This window comes from Niallia sp. Marseille-Q9988 (assembly GCF_976954375.1).
In genome coordinates, this window is the sequence record NZ_CDRJSZ010000006.1 from 244,495 (window position 1) to 269,442 (window position 24,948).

At 33.9% G+C, this 24,948-nt stretch carries 25 protein-coding genes; 21 read left to right on the top strand and 4 right to left on the bottom strand.

Features of this window, described 5'->3' with window-relative positions:
• The first annotated feature begins 555 nt into the window (after positions 1-555).
• The 6 genes from ACWNMZ_RS13065 (at position 556) to phoU (ending at position 7,287) form a co-directional block, all read left to right on the top strand.
• The gene (locus ACWNMZ_RS13065; RefSeq protein WP_031535378.1) at positions 556-2,661 is read left to right on the top strand and encodes a peptidoglycan D,D-transpeptidase FtsI family protein; all 2,106 of its coding nucleotides are present in this window, start codon (positions 556-558) and stop codon (positions 2,659-2,661) included.
• Between the two features lie 236 nt (positions 2,662-2,897).
• Positions 2,898-3,851, top strand: a complete 954-nt coding sequence (locus ACWNMZ_RS13070) for a PstS family phosphate ABC transporter substrate-binding protein (RefSeq protein WP_031535376.1) — start codon at positions 2,898-2,900, stop codon at positions 3,849-3,851.
• A gap of 71 nt (positions 3,852-3,922) precedes the next feature.
• On the top strand, positions 3,923-4,873 hold the full coding sequence (gene pstC, locus ACWNMZ_RS13075; RefSeq protein ID WP_031535374.1) for a phosphate ABC transporter permease subunit PstC: 951 nt from the start codon (positions 3,923-3,925) through the stop codon (positions 4,871-4,873).
• Between the two features lies 1 nt (position 4,874).
• Positions 4,875-5,753, top strand: coding sequence for a phosphate ABC transporter permease PstA (gene pstA, locus ACWNMZ_RS13080; RefSeq protein ID WP_031535372.1), 879 nt, complete (start codon positions 4,875-4,877; stop codon positions 5,751-5,753).
• Positions 5,754-5,773: 20 nt separating this feature from the next.
• Complete coding sequence (gene pstB / locus ACWNMZ_RS13085; protein WP_031535370.1) at positions 5,774-6,595, top strand: phosphate ABC transporter ATP-binding protein PstB; 822 nt, start codon at positions 5,774-5,776, stop codon at positions 6,593-6,595.
• Between the two features lie 38 nt (positions 6,596-6,633).
• A complete protein-coding gene (phoU, locus tag ACWNMZ_RS13090) occupies positions 6,634-7,287 on the top strand; it encodes a phosphate signaling complex protein PhoU (protein ID WP_031535368.1) in 654 nt (217 codons plus the stop codon).
• Between the two features lie 156 nt (positions 7,288-7,443).
• Here phoU and ACWNMZ_RS13095 read toward each other — a convergent pair whose 3' ends face one another.
• From ACWNMZ_RS13095 to ACWNMZ_RS13105, 3 genes are all read right to left on the bottom strand, one after another.
• Positions 7,444-7,932, bottom strand: a complete 489-nt coding sequence (locus ACWNMZ_RS13095; RefSeq protein ID WP_031535366.1) for an endolytic transglycosylase MltG — start codon at positions 7,930-7,932, stop codon at positions 7,444-7,446.
• A 4-nt stretch (positions 7,933-7,936) separates the two neighbouring features.
• Positions 7,937-8,326: a hypothetical protein gene (locus ACWNMZ_RS13100; RefSeq protein WP_031535364.1), complete on the bottom strand. Its 390-nt coding sequence runs from the start codon at positions 8,324-8,326 to the stop codon at positions 7,937-7,939.
• A gap of 271 nt (positions 8,327-8,597) precedes the next feature.
• Positions 8,598-8,747: a hypothetical protein gene (locus ACWNMZ_RS13105; protein ID WP_155986733.1), complete on the bottom strand. Its 150-nt coding sequence runs from the start codon at positions 8,745-8,747 to the stop codon at positions 8,598-8,600.
• A 147-nt stretch (positions 8,748-8,894) separates the two neighbouring features.
• Here ACWNMZ_RS13105 and ACWNMZ_RS13110 point away from each other — a divergent pair, with 147 nt between their 5' ends.
• From ACWNMZ_RS13110 to ACWNMZ_RS13145, 8 genes are all read left to right on the top strand, one after another.
• Positions 8,895-9,593, top strand: coding sequence for a DUF4912 domain-containing protein (locus ACWNMZ_RS13110; protein ID WP_031535362.1), 699 nt, complete (start codon positions 8,895-8,897; stop codon positions 9,591-9,593).
• A complete protein-coding gene (locus tag ACWNMZ_RS13115) occupies positions 9,590-12,043 on the top strand; it encodes a glycosyltransferase (RefSeq protein WP_048717682.1) in 2,454 nt (817 codons plus the stop codon). Before ACWNMZ_RS13110 ends, ACWNMZ_RS13115 begins: the two co-directional genes overlap by 4 nt.
• Before the next feature lie 25 nt (positions 12,044-12,068).
• On the top strand, positions 12,069-12,695 hold the full coding sequence (locus ACWNMZ_RS13120) for a hypothetical protein (protein WP_048717683.1): 627 nt from the start codon (positions 12,069-12,071) through the stop codon (positions 12,693-12,695).
• Between the two features lie 67 nt (positions 12,696-12,762).
• Complete coding sequence (gene rpmG, locus ACWNMZ_RS13125) at positions 12,763-12,912, top strand: 50S ribosomal protein L33 (protein WP_016204868.1); 150 nt, start codon at positions 12,763-12,765, stop codon at positions 12,910-12,912.
• Between the two features lie 69 nt (positions 12,913-12,981).
• Entirely contained in the window at positions 12,982-13,551 is a 570-nt protein-coding gene (locus tag ACWNMZ_RS13130; RefSeq protein WP_031535356.1) for a 5-formyltetrahydrofolate cyclo-ligase, read from the top strand.
• Positions 13,544-14,320 (top strand): DUF92 domain-containing protein, encoded by a 777-nt coding sequence (locus ACWNMZ_RS13135; protein ID WP_284561212.1) that lies wholly within the window; start codon positions 13,544-13,546, stop codon positions 14,318-14,320. The genes ACWNMZ_RS13130 and ACWNMZ_RS13135 overlap by 8 nt, the downstream gene beginning before the upstream one ends.
• Positions 14,321-14,429: 109 nt before the next feature.
• Complete coding sequence (locus ACWNMZ_RS13140; RefSeq protein ID WP_031535352.1) at positions 14,430-14,630, top strand: hypothetical protein; 201 nt, start codon at positions 14,430-14,432, stop codon at positions 14,628-14,630.
• A gap of 351 nt (positions 14,631-14,981) precedes the next feature.
• Positions 14,982-16,499, top strand: coding sequence for a rhomboid family protein (locus ACWNMZ_RS13145; RefSeq protein WP_031535350.1), 1,518 nt, complete (start codon positions 14,982-14,984; stop codon positions 16,497-16,499).
• Here the strand turns inward: ACWNMZ_RS13145 and ACWNMZ_RS13150 are convergent.
• Positions 16,489-17,361, bottom strand: coding sequence for a hypothetical protein (locus ACWNMZ_RS13150; protein ID WP_031535348.1), 873 nt, complete (start codon positions 17,359-17,361; stop codon positions 16,489-16,491). The genes ACWNMZ_RS13145 and ACWNMZ_RS13150 overlap by 11 nt on opposite strands.
• Before the next feature lie 301 nt (positions 17,362-17,662).
• Here ACWNMZ_RS13150 and ACWNMZ_RS13155 point away from each other — a divergent pair, with 301 nt between their 5' ends.
• The 7 genes from ACWNMZ_RS13155 to ACWNMZ_RS13185 all read left to right on the top strand — a co-directional run bounded on the left by ACWNMZ_RS13155 (position 17,663) and on the right by ACWNMZ_RS13185 (position 24,883).
• Positions 17,663-17,875: a YqgQ family protein gene (locus ACWNMZ_RS13155; RefSeq protein WP_031535346.1), complete on the top strand. Its 213-nt coding sequence runs from the start codon at positions 17,663-17,665 to the stop codon at positions 17,873-17,875.
• 2 nt (positions 17,876-17,877) lie between these two features.
• The gene (locus ACWNMZ_RS13160) at positions 17,878-18,840 is read left to right on the top strand and encodes an ROK family glucokinase (protein ID WP_031535344.1); all 963 of its coding nucleotides are present in this window, start codon (positions 17,878-17,880) and stop codon (positions 18,838-18,840) included.
• A 312-nt stretch (positions 18,841-19,152) separates the two neighbouring features.
• On the top strand, positions 19,153-21,042 hold the full coding sequence (locus tag ACWNMZ_RS13165; protein ID WP_048717685.1) for an LTA synthase family protein: 1,890 nt from the start codon (positions 19,153-19,155) through the stop codon (positions 21,040-21,042).
• Positions 21,043-21,264: 222 nt separating this feature from the next.
• Positions 21,265-22,452 carry a M14 family metallopeptidase gene (locus ACWNMZ_RS13170; RefSeq protein ID WP_031535341.1) on the top strand — a complete coding sequence of 396 codons (1,188 nt, stop codon included), beginning with the start codon at positions 21,265-21,267 and terminating at the stop codon, positions 22,450-22,452.
• A gap of 236 nt (positions 22,453-22,688) precedes the next feature.
• Positions 22,689-23,816, top strand: coding sequence for a YqgU-like beta propeller domain-containing protein (locus ACWNMZ_RS13175; protein ID WP_031535339.1), 1,128 nt, complete (start codon positions 22,689-22,691; stop codon positions 23,814-23,816).
• 102 nt (positions 23,817-23,918) lie between these two features.
• A complete protein-coding gene (locus tag ACWNMZ_RS13180) occupies positions 23,919-24,236 on the top strand; it encodes an MTH1187 family thiamine-binding protein (RefSeq protein ID WP_031535336.1) in 318 nt (105 codons plus the stop codon).
• 11 nt (positions 24,237-24,247) lie between these two features.
• Positions 24,248-24,883, top strand: a complete 636-nt coding sequence (locus ACWNMZ_RS13185) for an MBL fold metallo-hydrolase (RefSeq protein WP_031535334.1) — start codon at positions 24,248-24,250, stop codon at positions 24,881-24,883.
• Positions 24,884-24,948: the final 65 nt, after the last annotated feature.

The window sequence follows — 24,948 nt, forward strand, 5'->3', positions numbered from 1 at the left end:
AAAGAGGCTGGGACATAAGCATTTCAACCAATAATAAACGCGAATATTTATGCGGTTAATCCGCATAAATATTCGCGTTTATTATTTTGGAAAAAGGTTTAAAAAACGAAGTGTAATGGAGCGGAGGACGCTCGACTCCTGCGGGAAATAGAGGAAAGGCTGAGACCCCGCAGCGCATGCGAGGAGGCTCAGCTTCCTCCCCGCGGAAAGCGAGCGTCCGTAGCGCAATGGAACGACTTAGTTTTTACACTTGACTAGTTTTAAAAACTTAGATCCATGAGAAAGTAGCTTTATTTAAGAGCTAAATTAGAGATTGTTCGTCTTTAAAAGTTAGTTATTTAGTTTTGTCCCAGCCCCTTTTGGTGTTTTTTGGATGAAAGAAACGTGGATACATAGGCGTTTTTTCTCTCATATTAATAAATAATATAGTAGGAAAAATGCAAATAGCACAACTTAGTCGATTCTAGCATATTATTCCAATTAGTTATTAATAGAATAATCTCCTGTTTTCTATTACAATAGAAAAAGAATATTCAAGGAAAGTGTGATTATACGGTGGGAAAAAAGAAAAAGAAAAAAACGATACCTGTACGTCTTAATATTATTTTCTTTTTAGTGTTTTTATTATTCTCCGCCTTAATTCTGCGACTAGGTTTTGTGCAGATTGTTTACGGAGAGGATTATAAAAGAGAGCTAGAGAAAACAGAAGATGTTACAGTAAATACCTCTGTGCCCCGTGGGAAAATGTATGATACTACTGGAAAAGTAATTGTGGATAATGTTGCACAAAAAGCGATTACATATACGAATTCAGGTGCAAAGCAAGAAAAGATGCTCGAAACAGCTGAGTTGCTTTCCCAGTATATTATTAAAGATACAAAAAAGGTAACAGAACGTGAAAAAAAGGATTACTGGATCATAAAAAATGAAGAGAAGGCAAGTAAGAAGGTGTCTGATACAGAAAAAAAAGCTTTAGCAGAGAAGTATCCAGATCAAGACGAATATAATACAGAAGTATATCAATTGCAGCTGGATCGAATTACGGAGGAGGATTTAAAAACACTTTCTAATCATGATTTAGAGGTTTTAGCAATCTATCGCGAATTTATTAGTGGCTACAAACTAACACCGCAAATGGTGAAAAATAAAGACGTCAGTGACAAAGAGTTTGCAGTAGTAAGCGAGAATTTAGAATCCTTACCTGGTGTAGATACAACAACTGACTGGGAAAGATCGTATGCATTCGGTGATACGTTAAAATCTGTTTTAGGGAGTGTTAGTTCCGCAGAGAAAGGATTACCGGCAGAGAAATTAGATTATTATCTTTCACGAGGATACAGCCGAAATGATCGAGTAGGAACAAGTTACTTAGAACTCCAATACGAAGATGTTCTTAAAGGACAAAAAGAGAAAATTCGCAATAAAACAGATAAAAATGGCAATATCGTAAGTACCGAGGTCATATCAGAAGGAAAACGAGGAAATGATCTAGTTCTCTCCATTGATATGGAACTTCAATTAGAAGTAGAAAAAATAATCGAGGAAGAATTAAAAACAGCCAAGACATTTTCTGGAACAAAATTGCTTGATAGGGCTTATGTGGTTTTAATGGATCCAAATACAGGAGATGTTCTGTCCATGGCCGGAAAACGACTAGAAAAAAATGAAAAAACAGGAAAATTGGAAGTTCAAGATGATGCACTTGGTAATATTACAACCACGTACAACGTAGGATCTGTTGTAAAAGGTGCAACTGTATTAACTGGGTATAAAACGGGAGCAATTTCTCCTGGAACAGTGTGGAATGATACACCTGTAAAAATCGGAAACACAATTAAGAAATCTTGGACAACAATGGGACCAATTAATGACCTGACTGCATTGCAACGCTCTTCTAACGTTTATATGTTCCGTACAGTAATGAAGATGGCTGGTGCAAATTATGTATATGGTCAACCGTTATCTGTACAGCTGAGCGACTTTTCATTAGTTAGAAACGAATTTGCGCAGTACGGATTAGGAATTCGCACCGGAATTGATTTGCCAAACGAACAAGTTGGGTTTAAAGGACAAGATACATTGCCAGGTTTCCTACTAGATTTATCGATTGGGCAATATGATACGTATTCAAATATGCAGCTCGCGCAATATGTTTCCACAATCGCGAATGGCGGGAAAAGGATGGAACCACATATTGTAAAAGAAATTCGTGAACCTGTAGCAGATGATAGCACACTAGGACCAGTTGTAGAAACCGTAAAACCAAAGGTATTAAATACAGTAGATGTTAAACCAGAATGGATTGAACGAGTTCAGCAAGGATTTGAGATGGTAGCTCAAACTCCAAAGGGTACCGCTTATTCTAACTTAGGTGGAAAAGATTATTCTCCTGCAGCAAAAACAGGTACTGCGGAGGCGTTTTATGATGGACCATCAAGAAGTGATTATGGGGAAATACCTCCTCAAGTCATGAATTTAAGCTTAATTAGCTATGCTCCTTCTGATAATCCAGAAGTTGCGATGGCAGTAATGGTTCCATGGGCATACCAAGGAAGTGTTGATAATGGGGCAAATAAAAAAATCGGTGAACGTGTATTGGATGCATATTTCGATTTGAAAAAAGAAAGACAAAAAGACGAGGAAAAAGAAGAAAAAGAATAATAGAAAAAGGGCAAACTATTTTCCATTAGTTTTGCCCTTTTTTGCATTTTGTTAAAGAAAAAGCCTTTTAATAATGGTAGACCCAATTGTTAAGCAATTTCAAAAAAATGTAAGGCAACCCCCTAAATTTACATAGCGTTTACATTGATTTACAAACAGTTAAAACCAAATTAATACTAAAGACTTATAGTTAACTTGTAAGACAAAACAACCATCCTTAGGGGGTAAAGAGAAAAATGAAGAGCCTTAAAACAGTAGGATTAACAGCAATGATTGGAACAATGTTAGCATTAGCAGCATGTGGCGGAAATAATGATGCTAATTCATCAAATGATAATGATGCTGGTGAACAATTAACAGGACAAATTAAATTAGACGGTTCATCAACTGTTTATCCAATTATGGAAGCAATCGTTGAAGAATATCAAGCAGAGCAACCAAATGTAAAAGTTTCTGTTGCATCATCTGGTACAGGTGGAGGCTTTAAAGCGTTTATCGCAGGTGAGACTGATTTTAGTAATGCATCTCGCCCAATTAAAGAGGAAGAGAAAACAGAATTAGAAGCAAAAGGAATTGATTATACTGAATTACGATTAGCATATGATGGACTCTCCGTTGTAGTGAATAAAGACAATACGTGGGTAGACCATTTAACAGTAGATGAATTAAAGAAAATTTGGCTAGAAGATGGCACAACGAAAAAATGGTCTGATATACGTGAAGGATGGCCAGAGGAAGAAATCAAATTCTATTCACCAGGAACAGATTCTGGAACATTCGATTACTTTGATGAAGTAATTCTAGAAGAACAACCAATAGTTAAAGCAGCGACATTATCAGAAGACGATAATATTTTAGTACAAGGTGTAACAGGGGATAAAAACGCAATTGGATACTTTGGATATGCTTATTATGCAGAAAACAAAGATAACTTAAAAGTAGTACCGATTGACGGTGGTAACGGTCCAGTTGAACCAACAAATGAAACAGTTGAAAGCGGAGAATACTCTCCATTATCAAGACCATTATTCACTTATGTGAAAAATGAATCTGTAGAAAAAGAAGAAGTAGCTGATTTCGTTGAATTTATGATTGAAAATGCAGCAGTGCTTTCAGAAGATGTAGGCTATGTAAAATTACCAGATGAAGAATATGAAAAAGATTTAGAGTTAATTAAAGGACTGAAGTAATAAGTTTTGATGGAAAGCTTTGTACTTGGCTTTCCATCTTGGTGTTTGGATTTAAGGGGGGCTTGAAAAACATGATGAAACAAGAAGTAAACAGAAATACACCATCTATTCAGGAATTAATTGCAGAAAAAAAACAAAAAAATAATTTAAGTAAAATGCTAGAGAAAATAATGCCTAAAGTATTATTAATTACTGCTATATTATCGATTTTAACAACGCTTGGTATTTTATTTACATTACTCATTGAAACATTCACTTTTTTTGAAAGAGTGAATATGAAAGAATTTTTAACAAGTAAATCATGGTATCCATTTTCCGAACCAGGAACATTTGGAATTATGCCACTTGTCTCTGGGACATTAAAAGTAACCATTATTGCAGGTATTGTTGCTGTGCCTATAGGGCTGGCATCGGCCATTTTTTTAAGTGAGTACGCGAGTGATAGAACAAGAAGAATAATTAAGCCAATCTTAGAAGTGCTAGCAGGTATTCCTACGATTGTTTATGGGTTTTTCGCTTTAACCTTTATAACACCATTGCTTAGATCAATTATTCCTTCTTTAGAAATGTTCAATGCATTAAGTCCAGGAATTGTGATCGGCATTATGATTACACCTATGATTGCTTCTTTATCAGAAGATGCCATGAGTGCAGTTCCACGATCAATGCGTGAAGGGGCTTTAGCGATGGGTTCTACAAAATTTGAAGTAGCAATTAAGGTTGTCTTGCCAGCTGCCGTTTCTGGTATCGTTTCTTCTATTGTTTTAGCGTTATCAAGAGCAATTGGAGAAACAATGATTGTAGCAGTTGCTGGTGGAAGTACACCTAATCTTAGCTTCAATGTAACAGAATCAATTCAAACTATGACAGCCTATATTGTTCAAGTTAGCCAAGGAGATGCAGGATATGGGACAACAATCTATTACAGTATTTATGCAGTTGGATTTACACTATTTCTGTTTACCTTCTTAATGAACCTGCTTGCCCAATACATTTCTCGTCGTTTTAGGGAGGAATATTAAGATGAAGTTGATAAATCATTCAAATGTTATAAAAAAAATGAAACCGAGATTAATGAAAAATGTCATAATGAGAGGATTATTTTTTAGCGCGACTTTATTTGGTTTAGTTATTCTCGCTATCCTTTTTTATCGAGTATTGACTCAAGGAATTGGCTATTTGGATTTTCAATTTTTAACAAGCTTGCCATCCCGTAAACCTGAAAATGCAGGGGTTTATACTGCTTTAATAGGAACTGTGTGGCTTATGGCAGTAGTTGCACCTGTCTCCCTTTTGATTGGAGTGGGGACTGCAATATATTTAGAAGAATATGCGAATAAAAATAAGTTTACGAATTTTATCCAAATCAATATATCAAACCTTGCTGGTGTACCATCAATTGTCTTTGGTTTATTAGGACTAACCTTATTTGTTCGTGCCATGTCACTTGGAACAAGTGTGCTTGCTGCAGGTTTAACAATGAGCTTATTGGTTCTGCCAATTATTATTGTAGCTGCTCAAGAGGCAATCCGATCTGTACCTAGTGAATTAAGAGAAGCATCTCTCGGTATGGGTGCAACAAAATGGCAGACAATCGTTAGAGTGGTAATGCCGGCAGCTATCCCTGGCATTTTAACAGGTGGGATATTGGCACTTTCACGTGCAATAGGAGAAACAGCACCATTAGTTGTATTGGGTCTTCCTTTATTCCTTGCATTCTTGCCGAGAACAGTTTTTGATATGTTTACAGTATTACCAATGCAAATTTATAACTGGACGGGAAGACCACAAGAAGAATTTCAGAGTCTTGCAGCAGCAGGAATAATTGTTCTTTTAGTGCTATTAATCTTAATGAACTCTATTGCAGTATTGATTAGAAATAAATTTCAAAAGCGTTATTAAACGTATAGGGGGAACTTCAAATGAGTACAGTCTTTGTAGATAAAGTGAAGAAAGCAGTAGAAAGTAATGATTTAGATGGTAAGGTAAAAAATTCTGTTTATAAAACAAATCAGCTTAATTTATGGTACGGGGATAACCATGCGCTGAAAAATATAGATTTAGATATTATTGAAAATGAAGTAACTTCTATTATTGGGCCATCTGGATGTGGGAAATCGACATATATAAAAACATTAAATCGTATGATTGAATTAGTGCCAGGTGTAAAAACATCTGGTGAAATTAATTACCGTGGTAGAAATATTTTTGACAAAGACTATGGAGTGGAAGAATTAAGAACAAAAGTAGGAATGGTCTTTCAAAAACCGAATCCATTTCCAAAGTCAATTTATGAAAATGTGGCATACGGTCCTAAAATTCATGGCATTCGTGATAAGAAAATATTAAATGAAATTGTGGAAAAAAGTCTAAGAGGTGCAGCAATTTGGGATGAAGTAAAAGATAGATTAAATCAGAATGCATATGGACTATCTGGCGGACAGCAGCAGCGTCTATGTATTGCTAGATGTCTAGCTATAGAACCAGATGTTATTCTTATGGATGAGCCAACCTCTGCACTTGATCCAATTTCGACATTAAAAGTAGAAGAGCTAGTTCAAGAACTAAAGGTAAATTATAGCATCATTATTGTTACACATAATATGCAGCAAGCTGCTCGTATCTCTGATAAAACAGCTTTCTTCTTAAATGGAGAAGTTGTTGAGTTTGATGTAACAGATAAAATATTCTCAAATCCAAAGGATAAAAGAACCGAAGATTATATTACAGGAAGATTTGGATAATAAATTCAGTTCAACACCCGAAAAAGGAGACTCTTATCATGCCAGTTAGAGAGAAGTTTGAAGCAGGGCTTAAGGAACTACAAGGAAAATTGACAGAGCTTGGAGAATTTTCTATTCAAGCTCTCCAAAGATCACTAGCTGCACTTGAGACACAAAACATCGAGATGGCTCTAGAAATAATTGATGATGATGCAAAGGCAGATAGGTTGTATGAAGAAATAAATGATTTTGCAATTCTTCTTATTGCAAAACAGGCACCTGTTGCTATTGATTTAAGAAGAATTATTGTTGGAATAAAGATTGCGACAGATATCGAAAGAATTGCAGATTTTGCAGTGAATATAGCAAAGGCTACTATTAGAATAGGTAATCAGGATTTAGTAAAACCGATGGTACATGTCAAAAAAATGCTGGAAATCACGAATGAAATGTTACGGTTATCTTTAAATGCATATAATGAAGAGGACACAAGGTTAGCTCGGAAAATTGCTGAGATGGATGATGAGGTAGATAGTTTAAACAAACAAGCGTTTATGGAGCTGTTTGAAATCAGTAAAAATAAACCTGAATATTTACATCAAATTTCTCAACTAACATTTGTTTGTCGCTATTTAGAAAGAGCAGCCGACCACACTACTAATATAGCTGAAAATATTTTTTATTTAGTTAAAGGCAGACAATACGATTGGTAAAAAAATAAGGCAACAGGCATAAACAACAAATTTTTACTATAAACGTCATTTAAAAAACTAATATAAAAAACCAAACAATCTTAGAAACTATTGTCTGATTGTTTGGTTTTTTCGTCCTGACAAGAATGCTTTTATACCATCCTAAAGAAGCGCTATTTACTTAGTAAGAGTCACAGCGATTTTCTTATGACTCATCTCACTCGTTAAACGAAAGCTGCCAACTTGAATTTTTGTGTGGTAATCGTTATCGATTAAGTATGTTTCGAATTCTTCTTGATCTTTAACGATCTTATTTTTATATAATAATTCAGCAATTGTGGAAATACTCATACCGCTTTTAACTTTTAGCGTATAGGAATATGTCTCTTGTGCTTCTTTTTCAGCTTCCTCTTGTTTATTATTTGCCTCTGTATCAGACTTTGCTTGTTCTTGTTTATTTTCCTCTATGCTTTTGTTCAGTTCCTCATATTCTACATTACTTAAAACGATAAAACCCTGTTTTTTAAGGTATGTAGTCGCATCATTTGTGTTTAGGAAGTTTTCATCTTGGTGAGTGTTTTTTTCCATATAGAAATAATAACTACCGATCACACTAGCTGAAAGGAGCATTCCTATAGCGAATGAACGTAAACTTTGTTTCTTCATTTCATTATTGTCCTTCCCGTTCGTTAATAATATGTTGAACTTGAGAAATGGATAGGGATGATTGATTGGCAATCTGATCAATTGGAACTCCACTTGCTGCAAGTGTCCAAACTTGGTTTTTAATGATGGCATGAATAGATGGAGTATTTTCATTTTGGATTGGCTTTATTTCTTTTACAGAAGAAGGAGATTTAAAAGAAAAATCTTCCTCACCAATCATTAATTCCTCTTCTAACACTTTTAATTTCTTTTTCATTTTATATAGTTCCTGTACTTGCTGAATCGATAGCTGATCTATTTCCTCGCGTAAGTCTTTTATAGGATCACGAAGAAAAAAAGATAGTAGAAGAAGCAATAAAGAAATCCCTAATAATACTAGCGTTACAATTAACATAATTCACCTCATGTCACAAATTAATAGTATTAGACTATTTAAAAAAAGCTGTTTTCTAAAAGATTGTTGTTCAATAGGAAAAAAGAAATCATCTTTATCTTTGCAGTAAAACAGTCCAGTCTAAGATATTTTATCATTATCAATCAATAATTCCTATTTAATCAAAGTAACTTATGGAAGGAATGAATGAAAATTGCTATAAGATAACAAAAAATATTCATCAGCCATTTTTCTCAACCGGGAGACAATACTCGATTTTTTTGCGAAACATTTAGGAATATGTCGTAATACTACTTGCATTTAAGCAGGCATATGTCGAATTTCGGTTACTAGAGGAAGCAGATACAAGGTAGAAAAATTTTTTTGCACCTTCAAGATGAACGTACATAAGTTTAAGCGCAATCCGACAAAATCTGTTCATTGTGGCATCCCCCATTCAGTGGTAACATAATAGTATAAATAGGAACTAAAAAGTATCTTGTAGACATATACTAGTAATTTGCGATACATACACCCAAGATTGTCAGAAAGAGGGAAATCAAAAATCTAGAAAGAGGTGCTATTTCTATTGATTGAACAAATTGTAAGTTTAAGACGTAAAGGGCTTTCTTTCCGTAAAATTGCCATGGAACTAAATTCAACTGTAGGTAAAGTTCAATACCAATGGAAAAAGTACGTGAAAGAAAAAGAGAAGAATGAACAAGAAGAAGAGAAACAAATAACCACAAAAACAGAGCCAAAGATTCCCTTTGTCTCAGAACATTTTTGGACAAGCGTTGATTTATTAACCAAGAAAAATGGCATGGAAGCTTGGTTAACAAGTGAAAATACTGCATTAGTATTTTGGCGAATACCTGAAGGGAAATGGCAGCTAATCTCTACTTATTATGATATTGACCCAGAAACCTGCTCTTTGGCAGTGAAGATTAATGATATAACAAGTATTATTTATAATGGAAGAAATGCACATAGCTATCGCCTTCTTCCGGTCGAGAATGGACAGGAATCGATAATATTACAAGACTTGTCTCCAAACAGAAGCCTTTGTTTTGAAATAGGAGTCTTGGATGTTTACCAATCCTTTTTACCGATATTACAGTCTAATCCATTACATACTCCGAGAATCTCACAAGATCAAGTTGGTACTATGGAAAAAGAGATACAAAATTGGGAAAAAGGGGACAATCCTATACCGAATTGGATTGAGCATGTAAGTACCTATAGCTATTATGAATTAGAAGAGCAAGAGGATGTGAAAAAGAAATGAATGGTTCGTATTTTCAATTGATTGTTATAAATAACATTCCTTTTATGAATTATTTTTCGGAAGATAAGAATAAAAAAAGGGAATTTTATGAACACACAATTCAATATATTAACTTTCTTTTCCTTACTGAAAAAAATAATTCTCCATATATCATTCAGCTTGTTGTACCACCAATATATATGGAAATATTAGATTTGCAGTCATTTCGGGAAGAAATGACAGAATTTTTAGAAAAAGAGAACTGCAACGTTGAATTACTAACATATTGGCAACAAAAAGATAAAAATTTATTAAAGATAATGAAATCACTCATTCAAGATAATAGAATAGAACTCCTTGCAAGCCCTGCTTCCTTTTCACAAGTTTCGAATGCTTCAACTAGTACAGGTGTTCAATTGCAAATGGAAATGGGTTTATCGATTATTGATGACTATATAGAGTACCGTCCAAAAGGCTTTTGGTTTCCTGAAGGATATTTCTCGCCTGGATTAGATTTATATTTGCAAAAAGAGAAATTGACATATAGTTATCTAAACAGTGCAACTATAAATCATAGTGATCCATTGCCAAGCGATGTAGGATTAGCTGTTGAATCTCCCCATCATGTTGTTTTTTTTCCTGTTGAAGAAAGTTTATATCAGATTTTTCAAGAAAAAAATCCCCAAAAGCAAATGTGGGATAAAGCGATTATGGAGGTACTTGAATCGTATAATCATTACACGAATGAGTCAATATTATCACTACCTATTGATTTAGAGAGCTATGTAAAAATAGGAGAGGAATTAAATAAAAGTATTCGTTATTTATGTGATGAAGGCTATATGGTTCATATTACTCCTGAAACATATTTGAATCAATTTAGTCAAGGGATGGATCATGTACATCTTTGTTCTTCTTTTTTGGATCAACATAGAGAAAGCCAAATCAAGAATCAAAGTGATATATATGCTTCTTTGGCTTTTGTAGAAAAAGAACTACATCAATGGAGACAAGTTCTGTTATCAAATGAAGCGAAAAGTGTTCAGAAACAGTTGGAAAAAGAATGGCTATTGTTAAGCGCTTTGCTCTACCAAGATAATTGGACGGCTGAAGAAGCTTCATCCTATCTGGAAGCAGCAAATCAATTAAGTATATTTATGAAAGGACCGATTGATAAGGAATGGATGTCTTTGAGAGAAAAGGTGCATCCAATATTAAATACTACCATACAAATGAATAACCCGAAAATAAATGAAATAATTCCATCAAATAAGAAGAAGGCACTTATTTTATCATGGGAATATCCCCCGAATATAGTCGGCGGTCTTGGTACTCATGTGGTTGGTTTAACGAACAGTTTAATAAAAAATGGATATGAAGTACATCTTATTACAGCCCAAGATATGCAGAAAAAGGCAGAAGATGTAGAAGAAAAAAATGGTTTATTCGTTTATCGTGTTAAACCAATTTATAGTATAGAGCAAAATTTTATCCATTGGATCGGCGGACTAAATCTTGCCATGTGGGATAAAGCGATAGAGTTAGGAAAGAAAACGACATTTGATCTAATTCAGGCACATGATTGGCTTGTAGGGGCTGCTGCAATTTCGTTAAAGGACCAATTAAATATTCCATTAATAGCAACCATTCATGCGACAGAACATGGAAGAAATGGTGGCATTTATACGGAAATGCAAAAATTTATTCATGGGAAAGAAAGACAACTAATTCATGCAGCGGATTCTTTAATTGTTTGCAGTGAATATATGCAGGATGAGGTAATGTCCATTTTTGAAGTAGAGCAATCAAAAATTAACATTATTCCAAATGGAATAGAATCTATGCAAATTGAAAATGCTTCCTTTCCATCTGTCGAATCCCTTCATTTAGACAAAAATAAAAAAATTATTTTTGCGATGGGCAGAATGGTAAAAGAAAAGGGTTTTGGTACTTTATTGGAAGCAGCGAGAAAATTGCATAAAAAGCGATCAGATTTATATTTTGTTATTGCTGGAGTAGGGCCAATGTACGAAGAATATCAAAGATTTATCGAGAGAAATGGATTATCGGAATGTGTTCAATTAATAGGATATTTGCACGGAGAACAAAAAAATGCATTTTATGCTCACGCTAATATCGTTGTGATTCCGAGTTCGTATGAACCATTTGGAATTGTAGCATTAGAGTCCCTTATATTTGCAGTTCCCACGATTGTTTCCCATACTGGTGGCTTAAAAGGTATTATAAAGAATGGAGAAACAGGTTTATTTATGGAACCAAATAATGCAGATAACTTAGTTGAAAATATCGAGTATTTATTGGAAAATCCAACAGAAGGCAAAACGATTGGCAAAAATGGTCAAAAATTAGTAAGCCAACTATTCAGCTGGAATCGAATTGGGGAAGAAACAAAAAGAGTTTTCGATGAACTACTAGTAAATACAAAGGTAAACGAATCCATATCTAATTAAAAATAGTAGAGTAGGTGAAAGTAGAGTGAAGATTGAGGCTAATTTACAAAAAGATTATCAAAGTGCTCAAAGAAAGCTACTTATGAAAAAAATAACTACTACCCCTGGAATTTGGATTGAAGGAAAAACTTACTGGATTCAAAATGGCTATGAGAAATTGATACCAGAACATTCGATATCTGTACATGTAAAGCAAATACACAAGCATTCTAAAATTCAATATAACGAGATTTATGTGAGAAATCATTCTCAACAAGCGAAGACATTAAAGATTTTAGTGTTAAATTATTTTCCAAAAGCATACCAAGAGCATCTTTCTTTCGTTTCTCCGACGGAAAATGTCATCTATCATTCTATTGATGACCAGCTCTATTTGGTAAACGGAGAATATAATACAAACCGTATTGAACAGAGAACGGTACAACCTATTTGGAATGTACACACTGAGCATATTTGGACGAATAATCAAAAGGGGATACTTAAATATCAGCCATTGGCAAAAGGATCAAGTGTAAGCATTTTTTCCTTAAGCATGGAGATTATGCCTCAATCAACTGGAATCAGCCGAGCTTGGTCTATTACTGGTACTGAAAAAAAAGAGGTTTTAGAGCTGAATCACATTCTAATGAAAACAAGTACTAGCATTTCCTAACAAAAGATGTTATCATATAAAAGTCGTATGCACGAACTAGCAACCTATAGTTTGGAGGGAAATAAACATGCGTGTAAACATTACGTTAGCTTGCACTGAATGTGGTGATCGTAACTACATTTCTAAAAAAAATAAACGAAATAATCCAGATCGTCTTGAGCTAAAAAAATATTGCTCAAGAGAAAAACGTACTACCGTTCACCGTGAAACAAAATAAGCAGAAGGGATATCTCCCTTCTGTTTTTTCATATTAAAAAACAAATGGTAAGGATGGTGTATACATAATATGCTGGAAAAGAAACAGTTCCGAACAAATATGATCAAACAACTACAAGCAATCAGTAAACCCCATTATGAGCATATGTCTTATCAGATAGCTCTTCAACTATATAACAATACTTCCTTTTCTTCTGCTTCTCATATAGGAATTACCATTTCCAAATTTCCAGAGGTTGATACATATCAAATCATTCGTATGTGTTGGCAATTAGGAAAGGAGGTAAGTGTGCCGAAGTGTATTCCTGAAACTAGACAAATGCTTTTTCGTAAATTAGAGAGTTTCAATCAGCTTGAATCGGTTTACAGCAATTTATTTGAACCTATAATGGAAAAAACAGAACGAACAAATCCAGAAGAAATCGATTTACTCCTTGTTCCAGGATTAGCCTTTTCGAGGAATGGATACAGAATAGGTTTTGGAGGAGGATATTACGACCGATTTTTAGAAAGCTATAAAGGTGAAACCATTTCGTTAGCATTTTCTATGCAGGTAAAAGAAAGAATACCACTTCAGAAACATGATTTAGCTGTACAGAAAATAATCACGAATGAAGGGATATTATGTACAAATGAGTAGTATAATGTATTCTTTAGTAATTTTATTTGTCTCCTATTACGCATACAAACGGAGGTCTTTAACAAAAAGCGGTGCAATTGCAGCTTTTTTTGTCGGCAGTGGAATTGCTTTAGGTTTTGGCTATAAGGGACTAATTATTTTAGGAGCTTTTTTTGTGTCTTCTAGCATGCTTTCTACGTACAAAAGTAAAACAAAAAAATCAATGGAGAAAAAAACACAAAAAGGTTCTAGGAGAGATTGGCTACAAGTAATGGCAAATGGAGGATTTGCTGCTATTGTAGGTATTATTTATTTTATTACAGAAGAGTCTGTTTGGATTACGGTTTTCGCTATTTTGCTTGCAGCTGCTAATTCAGACACTTGGGCTTCCGAAATTGGATCATTAAGTAAAAGAAGACCATTATCTATTCGAACCTTTAAGGAGACGGAAACAGGAACATCAGGAGCTGTTAGCATATTAGGGACATTGGCAGGATTAGCAGGTTCATTTTTAATTGCTATTATAGCTACATTATTATTTCCTCTTCAGCTGTGGGGATTTTTTCTCGTTTTTCTTTTTGGTTTTCTAGGGAATGTATTGGATACCCTTTTAGGGGCATTTATACAGGTTGAGTATCAATGTCCAATTTGTGGTCAAATGGTGGAAACAAGAATGGTATGTCATCAGACTGTAGTAAAGAAGAAAGGCTTCACCCTTTTTAACAATGATATGGTGAATGTTCTATCAGGTTTTCTTGCGGCATTGAGCTATCTTTTTTTTCATTTATAATCATTGATCATTTTATTTTACAAGCGATAAAAAACGAGAATATTTTCACTACTCTATGCGGATAAAAAATAATATATTCACCAAACTAATCATTAGGAGGGATGGAAAAATGTCACGAGTATTCTCCATTTTACTAATTGCTTTAGGTGGATATTATTTATTTCAGAAACGGTATCGTGTCATAAATACTATTTTGAGAAATCCATTTATTCGGAAGTATGCAGTAAGGATATTGATGAATATTCCTAGTGTAAAAAGAACGATGATGAATTCCGTTTTTGGTCGTTCTAAAGATACAATCTATCAATAATCTCTCTAAATACCTTGTGAAAACATAATTCACAGGGTATTTAGTTCATCTGTTTCCTTTTATTCTTGATTGGGTATAATTTTTAGAATGGCTCCCCTTAGCAACCAATCTTATATGAAAAAGATATGGTGAAGCATTTGCTTCTATTAAAGTTATTTACATATTTCTACATAATGAAAGAATTAATATTTTTGTGACGTTCAAGCGATAAAAAAAGGAAAAAAACAACCATTTATAGTATTGTAAAGGGAAAGGTGATTTCCTAAAAAGAGAAAATGTCTTATTTAATGAATGGACAAATGAAATAGAGAAGATATAGCTTTCAGCGTTTGGAGAGTAGGGAGAAAACAGATGGTGATTGAACCGTACAAGTATTGGAGAATAGTCTATTTTTTAATAGTGGAATGCCGTTATAAAGTAATCTATCTAGCAGAAAATCAACAAGAAATTTGGCTGGAGAGCAAAAAGAACAGAGGAAACACACCGATTATTCGGTTGTTCCAAATGGATCTTGATTGGAGTAATTGGTTAAGTAGGGATATGGAAAGAACAGCATTAAATGCAGAGAGGATAAGACGCACATTGCGTAAACGCTCACTTAAGGTAGAGAGCGTGTATATAACTGCCTTTCCTCCTGTAGATGCTTATGACCATTTAGTAAATCACTTGTTTAATAGTCCTGATAAAAAAGTGCAAATTAATACTATTCTTCTTGATCGGTCAGTAGACGAGTGGGAAATAGCAGGCGGAAAAATAACAAACTTAAATGACATACCAGGTACATCAGAAGAACGCGACGATCAAATGGAGCGCTATAAAGAAAATATCCTTGAGCTAATAAAACAAAATGAAAAAGAAGAAAGGCAGTTACTTAACTTTGGCAAACCGTTTATTTCCTATTTATTTATTGTCGTTCAAGTAATAATATTTCTTCTAATGGAAGGGGGCGGAGGAAGTAACAATAGCGAAACATTGGTTCAATGGGGAGCGAAAGTAAATTATTTAATCGCTATGGGGGAATGGTGGCGTTTAATAACACCTATTTTTTTACATATTGGTTTTTTGCACTTAGCCATGAATTCATTTGCTCTCTATTATGTTGGTCCATTAATAGAAAGAATTTTTGGGAATGGTAGATTTTTCATCATTTATCTTTTTGCTGGATTTAGTGGGGTGTTTGCAAGTTATTTAATAAGTCCATCTTTATCAGCTGGCGCAAGTGGCGCGATTTTTGGATGCTTCGGTGCACTTCTTTATTTTGCCTGGCAATTTCCAAAGCTGTTTTTTCGAGTGATGGGTTGGAATGTCATTATTATTATCATTATTAATCTTATATTTGGCTTTACTATACAAGGAATCGATAATGCGGGACATATTGGTGGATTAGTAGGTGGTTTTCTAGCAACAGCTATCGTCCATTTTCCAAAGAAAAAAAGCTGGAAAGTCCAGCTTGGGGCGCTACTTATTACTCTATTGCTAATAGGTATTGGCATTGCCTATTCATCGAGTTCAGGGGTTTCACAAAATCGGGACAAATCTGCATTTATTATGGTCAACAATTATGTAAATGATGAAAAATATGATGATGCAGAAGATGTTTTAGTAACAATTGAAACTAAAAATAATGAGAACTATTATTTTTTACTTTCTTATATCCAGCTTAAGAAAAAGGAATTTGCAGCAGCTGAAAAAAATCTGCAAAAAACAATCCATTTAAATCCACAGTTTCATGAAGCGTATTATAATTTAGCAGTTGTCAGTCTTTATGATAAGAATCTAGAAGAAGCAAGAGAATATTTACAAAAAGCTTTAGAATTGGATGAAAACAATCCAAAATATCTTTTATTATGGGATAAAATTAAAGAGTAGAAATTTGCTGTCTTAAAACAATCGCTTCACCGTCCTTTGTTGTAAATAAGATAAGAAGATGATTGTCATTAATTAATATCACCGGGATAGAACTGCCGATGGGATCAGCAATGGTTCCGTCTTCTTTCATAATTCCCAGGAAATAGTTTTTATAAAGACCTTCAGTCAATTGTCCAAGAATTTTTGCACTTTGTTCCTTTGAAAAATCTGGGAGTGGTGTATCGTTAAATTTACTTAATTCTGTGAGTAAAAGTTTTGTATCATATTGTTCAGCTGAAATATGAAATTTCTTTAATACTTGGCGATAAGAGTATTCAATATAATCTAATGCTTGTTTATCTAATGTTCTTGCCCAATCTTTTTCGACTAAGTTATTTGGAGAATGAAAAGATAGTGGTGCACTCTCAAACTTCGAATTAATGATATATAAATTGTCTGCTGAAATTTTTTGAGAACTGAAAATTCTTTCATTGGCATCATGTATTTCAGCATAATGAAAAGTAATTGCTTGTAAATAGTTGCTTTCTCTTTCCACAACGGTCTTTTCTTCTGAAAGTTCTAATGTATTTTGTCGCCATTCTCCCATCGTGCTTATCAGCTTCCCATTTCCATAAAGTAAGCTCATATCTTGACGTAAATACGCTCGCTTGTTAATAGAAGAATTGCTTTTCCAGAGAATGCTATACTCATCGAATCTTTTTTTATGAAATGTAAGGGTAGTATTTGCTTTTGGGAAAGTAACAGTAGGATCAATTGGAAAATAAGTTATACTTTCCTTTGCAATTTGCTTTTGCTGAAAAATATAAAAAATAGCAACAAGGATAATAAGAGAGAGACTTAATCGAATAAAATCTTTTTTCATTTTTTTCACCGCTCCATCTAATGGGAAATCATTTTACTTTAAAAGCCTGTCTTAGAGGTACTTTTTTTAATATATGAGAAAAGAAGAGAAATATGATAAATGGAGTAGTTTAGGCTTTAATTTGGTATGAAAATATTTCGCGTAAAAGTCATTATCTTGCTTATTACTATTCTAATGGGAGAAATGAATCTGCTGTTGAGGAAACGATTCATTTCCGATATACTTAATTTGAAAACGATTAATTTATCACTTTATGCAAACCTTTGCAGTGAGTCGAATATGTATGAAATCGAGGGGTACCATGGAAACCATTTATGATGTGCAACAGTTTTTAAAAAAATATGGAACGATTATTTATGTTGGCGATCGTGTAGGCGATTTACAATTAATGAAATCTGAAATAAAAGAATTGTATCAATCTCAATTAATTAAAGAGCAAGATTTTGACTCTGCTATGCGATTACTTAATCAAGAAATACAGCTATTATCGGAACAGAAAAATAGGGGGAATTAATGATGCAGGAAAAATGGGTAGCAGGAATTGACTTAGGTGGAACAACGGTAAAAATCGCTTTTTTATCATTAAAGGGAGATTTAATCGATCATTGGGAAATCCCAACAGATAATTCGGAAGATGGAAAAAATATTACATCCGACATTGCTAAATCTATCGATGCTAAATTGCAAGAATTAGGACACTCGAAGGAAGATGTTTTAGGTGCTGGGATGGGCGCACCTGGACCATTTGATTATAAAACAGGTGTTATTTTCAATACAGTGAACTTAGGTTGGCCAGATAACTTCCCATTAAAAGCGCGCCTTGAAGCAGATTTAGGTTTGCCGGTAACAATTGACAATGATGCCAATTGTGCAGCACTAGGTGAGATGTGGAAAGGTGCTGGAGAAGGATCCAAAGATTTAGTTTGTGTTACTCTTGGCACAGGTGTTGGTGGCGGAGTTATTATAAACGGTGATATTGTGCAAGGAGTGAAGGGGGCTGCTGGTGAAATAGGTCATTTGACGGCTATTGTAGAAAACGGAGCTCCTTGTAATTGTGGAAAAACAGGCTGTTTAGAAACGATTGCTTCTGCAACTGGAATAGTTCGATTGACAAAAGAAAGATTGGCTGAAAGACATACGTTGAGTGTACTTCATTCTGTGTTAGATCAAGACGGCGCTATTACGGCAAAGGATGTATTTGATGCAGCGAAAAAAGGGGACGAATTAGCTAATGAAATTGTCCAATTCGTAGCTTTCCATTTAGGATTGGTACTAGCTAATATTGCTAATACTTTAAATCCAGAGAAAATTGTCATCGGTGGTGGCGTTTCAAAAGCTGGTGATGTGCTATTAAATCCAGTAAAAGAAAACTTCTTGAAGTTCTCTTTTAAAAGTGTAGCAGAATCAACTGTAATTGATGTTGCGACATTGGGGAATACAGCGGGAGTAATTGGTGCTGCGTGGCTTGCAAAAAATTAATCAAATGATGAGAGTATCAGACATATTTTAAATCAAATATTTCACAAAATCTTCTTCTGAATCGGGAGAAGATTTTTTACTAGATTAATAGATGGAATATTCATAAAAAGGACACTTTAAAAAAAGCAAAAGTTTTTGAAACTTTTCTTTTAGTTGCACGTCTAAAAAAGTGTAATATACTATATTAATACGCAAAGATGAAAATTAGATTAAAATTTCATAAAGATTGTCTTTATATAATAAAATTATTGTAAAATGTGTAAAGTGATTATGTCGAGATTTTGTTTGATCAATAGTAAGGAGGATACATCATTGTTTAAGAATAAATTTGAATGGTCAAAGCTATCACTTATAGCGGTTGCAACAGTTTTATTGTGGATTAAAACGAATATTGCATATATGACTAGCTTTGATATCAAAATTGAAAATTCGATTCAACAATTTATATTAATTATTAATCCATTAAGCTCCCTGTTATTTATTTTGGGTATTTCCATGTTTCTTTCGGAGAAAAATCAAAAAAGATATGTGCTCATCTCCAGTTTGACACTTTCGATTGTTTTATATGCAAATGTTGTCTTTTACCGTGTATATACCGATTTTTTAACCCTGCCACTCTTATTTCAGACGAGTAATATGAGTGATTTAGGAAGTAGTGTTAGAGAGCTGGTTCATCTCACAGATATTCTTTTCTTTGTAGATATTATTCTACTTGCGCTTATTATGAAAAAGAAGCCAGCATTCTTAAAAATTCCTAAATATACTAGGATGCAGCAAAGTATTTTCTATTTATTTACGATAAGCTTAGCTTTTTTCAATTTAAGCTTAGCTGAAACTCAGAGAACGCAATTACTAACTAGGACATTTGACAGAGAGCTATTAGTGAAAAATATTGGGACGTATAATTACCAACTTTATGATGTTTTTCTTCAAACAAAGACTACTGCGCAAAGAGCTTTTGCGGATGGTAGTGAGTTAACAGATATGGTTAATTACAATCAGGCGAATTATACAGAACCAAATAAGGATATGTTTGGAATAGCTAAGGGGAAAAATGTAATAATGGTAAGCTTAGAATCCACACAGGCTTTTACTGTAAACCGGGAAGTGGATGGGGAAGAAATCACCCCATTTTTAAATGATTTTATTAAAGAAAGCTTTTATTTTGATAATTTTTATCACCAAACTGGACAAGGTAAAACATCAGATTCTGAGTTTATTGTCGAAAATTCCTTGTATCCATTAAGCAGAGGGGCCGTTTTCTTTACCCATTCTGGAAATGAATTTCAAGCATCACCAGAAATTTTGAAAGAAAATGGTTATTTTACAGCTTCCCTTCATGCAAATAATAAAAGTTTCTGGAATCGGGATATTATGTACCAAAGCTTGGGATATGACCGATTTTATGAAATTAATGATTACGAGGTAAACGAGGACAATTCTGTTGGTTGGGGATTGAAGGATATTGACTTTTTTGAACAATCGATTGCTCATTTAAAAGAAATGCCAGAGCCGTTCTACAGTAAATTTATCACGTTGACAAATCATTTTCCTTTTGAACTGGAAGAAGAGGATAAATTAATTGAACCTTTAACAACTGGAAGTAGAACGTTAAATAACTTTATACCGACTGTTCGATATCAGGATGAAGCGTTGAAAATTTTTATCGAGAGATTAAAAGAGGAAGGTCTCTATGAAAATAGTATTATCATCTTGTATGGAGATCATAATGGAATTTCTGAAAATCATAATAAAGCAATGGCTGAATTATTAGGGGAAGAAGTTACTCCTTTTGTCAGTACGCAATTACAAAGAGTTCCTTTTGTTATCCATATTCCAGGGATGAAGGGGAAAACACTCTCAACTGTTTCGGGGCAAATGGATATCAAGCCTACTCTTCTACATTTGCTTGGTATTGAAACGAAAAATGATATCCAATTTGGTTCAGATCTATTCTCAGAAAAAAACAATCAATTTGTTGTTTTAAGAGATGGTAGCTTTATTACAGAAGAGTATGTATATACTAAAGAGGTTTGTTATGAGCGCGCGACAGGAGAAGTAGCTGACGGTAATGCATGTGAACCCTATATAGAACAGGCTAATTTAGAATTACAGTATTCTGATAGCATTATTTATGGAGACCTACTACGTTTTTATGATAAAGAAAACGGAATGCTTGATGTAAGGGAAGATACTAATTGATGTTTAGTTAATAGATTAGCAATAAACTGCTTTGTGACTATATTAGTCATGAAGCTTTTTTATATATTTTAAATGATTAAATCCGTTAGTGCTGCTTATAGGTCAAATTATGTAAGAAAACAGCACCTTCATAAAAAAATTATAATATGCAATTGCTATATCGCTGCTAAGCATGTTTTTTATCAGGGATTCATATATATAAATAGAGAGAGGAGTGATCATATGGAGATTAAATTGAGACCAGGAGATACACTTTGGTACTATAGTCAACTATTTATGGTTCCCCTAAATCTTATTTTAGATAGTAATCCTAGCGTAAATCCAAATAAATTAGCAGTTTCTGAAACTATCCAAATTCCTGGATTTGAATCACAAGTCCATCAAATAAAGCAAGGGGATACTCTGTGGAAAATTGCAGGAGCAAGAAATATTTCGGTTGATAGCATATTATTATTAAATCAACAATTAAATCCTAATAAACTTAAAGTCGGAGAGGAGATTTTAATCCCAAACCGTATTGTGGGACGATTTGTGCAGGGAAAGAAAAAGTATGACTATACATCCCTACAGTCAGATATGAATCGTTTAATAAAGGCCTTCCCATTCATTAAAAAGGAAACAATAGGAAAAAGTGTATTAGGAAAAAATCTCGATGAAATCAGAATAGGAAAGGGAAAGAAAAAGGTTCATATAAATGCTTCCTTCCATGCAAATGAATGGATTACGACAGGAATTTTAATGACGTTTTTAAATGACTTTTTATTATCATTAACAAACGGAACTACTATGCGCAATGTTCGAACAATGCCACTGTATCAGGGTACTGATTTATCACTTGTACCAATGGTTAATCCTGACGGAGTTGATTTGGTTTTAAACGGTCCTTTAGAGAAAGAAAAAGAAAAAATCATTTCCATAAATGCAGGTAGCAGCGATTTTACTGGCTGGAAAGCAAATATCCGTGGTGTAGATTTAAATAATCAATTTCCATCTAATTGGGAAATAGAAAAGGAACGAAAAGAACCGAAAGCGCCTGCTCCAAGAGACTATCCTGGAGATAGCCCTTTGTCAGAACCAGAGTCTCAGGTGATGGCAAATTTAGTTGAAAAAGAAAAATTTGATCGATTAGTAGCTTTACATACACAGGGAAAAGAATTGTATTGGGGATATGAAGGAATGGAACCAGAAGAATCGAGAGCAATTGCAGAAGAATTTTCGAGAGTGAGTGGATATAAAGCGATCCAAAATGTAGATAGTCATGCAGGATATAAAGATTGGTTTATTCAAGAATTAAGAAAGCCGGGATTCACAATTGAGTTAGGAAAAGGGATAAATCCACTCCCTCTCTCTCAATTTAATGAAATTTATCATGAAACAACTGGACTTTTCTTGGCTTCCTTATATATGTAGGGCTACACATCATTCTATAGAAAAGTTTAGGCAAATTGAAAAAAGAGAAGTATTCCATTTTTAAGAGATATTAAATAACTATATAGTTGTAACAAATGACCTATATTTGATTGGAAATATTACTTTTAATAAAAAATCTACAAGTGGATTTGAAAAAAGCCGAAAAAAGTCGGCTTTTTTGTGTTACTATTCTATAGAGTGAACAAAACTTGAATAGTATTATAGGGGTGTGAAAAATGTTTTCATTAGGTAAGAGAAACACGCTAGGAATAGTTCTTCTCTTCACTTTTTTCACACTAATTCTGTCTAGCTGTGCTCCTAGACATGATGATTCAGCCAGTGAAAATGAAGCGAAGGACAATGATGTTGATAACAACGCGATGCTTCCTCCTATAAGTCCAATTGAAGGAGAATTTGAGCAAGTATATGGCTGGATAAAGAAAGATACGATTTGTTATTCTTCTATCTATGAAGGGGTATATGAAATTTATGCTTATAATATTTATACAGGAAAGCATATCCCTCTATATAAGTCGGAAGAAGAATTATCTAATGTTCTTTTAAATGAAAATCAACTGTTAATTTATACGGCTCTTTCTGAGGAAGAAGGAGAAATTCATATAATTGATTATAAAGGAAATGAAATACTTTCTAGAAAGCTACAAAGCTATGAAACAGACTTTTCATGGAATTCTCATAATGAAAATGAATTGCTCATTACAACTTTAACCAAGGAATGGGAAAGTAAAGTATTCACATTGGATATTCAGGAAAATGTATTAAGTGATTTTCCTGTCTCTACTCCTTTTCCACAATGGTTAACGAAGGAAAAGGTAATGTATCTTGACTGGGATCAAAGCAATCCGTCATTATATGCCCCGCTGAAAATATTTAATTTGGAAACGGAAGAAGAAAACGAAATAGATTTGGCTAATATTTACTTTGTTGACCAGAAAAATGAATTTCTACTTACTATATCAAGTAAGGGGGAAGAAGAAGAAGAGGCAGTTTATACTTTTTATGATGCAAATATTAAGAAGCAAGGGAGTATTTCTGTTCCTCGATTATCAAAATTTGCAAATTGGTTAGTTCCGAACTATACCATTTATAAAAATAGCTTTCTTACCTTTACTCCCGAAAGAAATGGCAATGCAGAAACGTATCAGGAGGGTTTTGAACTTATTGAAGTAGATATGGAAACAGGTCTGAGTAAAAAGTTATTTGCCGATAAAGATTTAGAAGATCAGCCAATTCAAATTTCAAGCGATGGAAAGTACTGTCTTTATGGCTATTATCTTGAAAATATGCTGAATATGGAGACTGGAGATATTACACCATTGTTTACGTCCAATATTGCTCAATAGTTGAAGTTGGTATAAAAATATGCCATCATAGGAATGAACTCAAATCGAATAATAATAGATGAAATCCATTGGCTGATAGAAGAGAAAGGAGAATAATAAATTATGGCAATCGTTGATGTAACAGTTATACCAGTTGGCACACAAACTCCAAGTGTAAGTGCGTATGTAGCAGACATTCAAAAAGTTTTAATGAACTATGAGGAAAAAGGCCAAATTCGCTTCCAATTAACACCAATGAACACGATTATTGAAGGAGAACTTCCAACATTATTTGAAGTGATTCAGGCAATGCATGAAGTTCCATTTGAAAAAGGTCTTGTGCGTGTTTGCACAAACATCAGAATTGATGACAGAAGAGACATCACTAGAAAAATGGAAGAGAAAGTGGAACGGGTAGTAAGTCAATTAGAGAATAAATAGGAGGGGATTTTGTGGAGTATAAGCAAATTCCTTTAGGGCCAATCCAGACCAATTGTTATTTAGTATGGAATGAAAAGAAGGATTGTTTAGTAATAGATCCAGGTGCAAATGGAGTAAAATTGAATAAGATGATTCAGGAGTTAGAATTATCCCCTATTGCAATTCTTTTAACCCATGCACATTTTGATCATATTGGTGCAGTGGAGGAAGTTAGAACAGATTATAGCATTCCCGTTTATGTACATAGCAAAGAAGAAGAGTGGTTGATTGATCCGAAATTAAATGGGAGTGAGGCATTTAGACTTCCCAATCCTGTAGTTACCAGACCAGCAGAGCACTTCTTGGATGAGAATCCTAAGATGACAATTGGAGATTTTACCTTTCAAGTGATGGAGACACCAGGGCATTCTCCAGGAAGTGTCACATTTTATTTTAAAAAAGAGAATTGGGCATTTGTTGGCGATGCTCTTTTCTATGAAAGTATTGGACGAACTGATTTAATTGGTGGTAACCAACGTACATTAATAAATAGCATTCACGAGAAGCTTTTAAATTTACCTGAAGAGACGATTGTACTGTCTGGTCATGGGAGAAAAACAACAATCGAACATGAAATGGATCATAATCCGTATATTAACGGCTTTTAAGTTAGTATGTAAGTGATACCGAAGAAAAGAGAGAGGAAAGAAGTCTTAATGGGTTAATATAGGGA